1 protein-coding gene is annotated in these 297 nt (G+C 59.9%); it reads right to left on the reverse strand.

The features are described from left to right. Nucleotides 1-48: 48 nt before the first annotated feature. Nucleotides 49-288, reverse strand: coding sequence for a 30S ribosomal protein S15 (gene rpsO / locus FLQ44_RS22555; RefSeq protein ID WP_240801386.1), 240 nt, complete (start codon nt 286-288; stop codon nt 49-51). Between the last annotated feature and the right edge of the window lie 9 nt (nt 289-297).

Consider the following 297-nt stretch of genomic DNA (forward strand, 5'->3'; position numbering starts at 1 on the left):
ACTGAAAAGTCTTGGTTACTTTCGCCACGTTGTACTTCCCCTTTGGGATTAGCGACGGATGCCGAGGCGCTCGATGAGCGTCTTGTAGCGTTCAACGTCCTTGCCCTTGAGGTAGCTCAGGAGACTGCGACGCTGGTTGACCAGACGGATCAGGCCGCGACGGCCGTGGTGGTCAAGCTTGTGGATCTTGAAGTGGCCGGTCAGCAGCTCGATGCGGGCCGACAGCAGGGCGACCTGGACCTCCGGGGAGCCGGTGTCGCCTTCGCCGCGCTTGAATTCTTCGATGATCTTCTGGGT

It is taken from the genome of Vogesella mureinivorans (assembly GCF_007644035.1).
In the GTDB taxonomy this organism is placed as follows: Bacteria; Pseudomonadota; Gammaproteobacteria; order Burkholderiales; family Chromobacteriaceae; genus Vogesella; species Vogesella mureinivorans.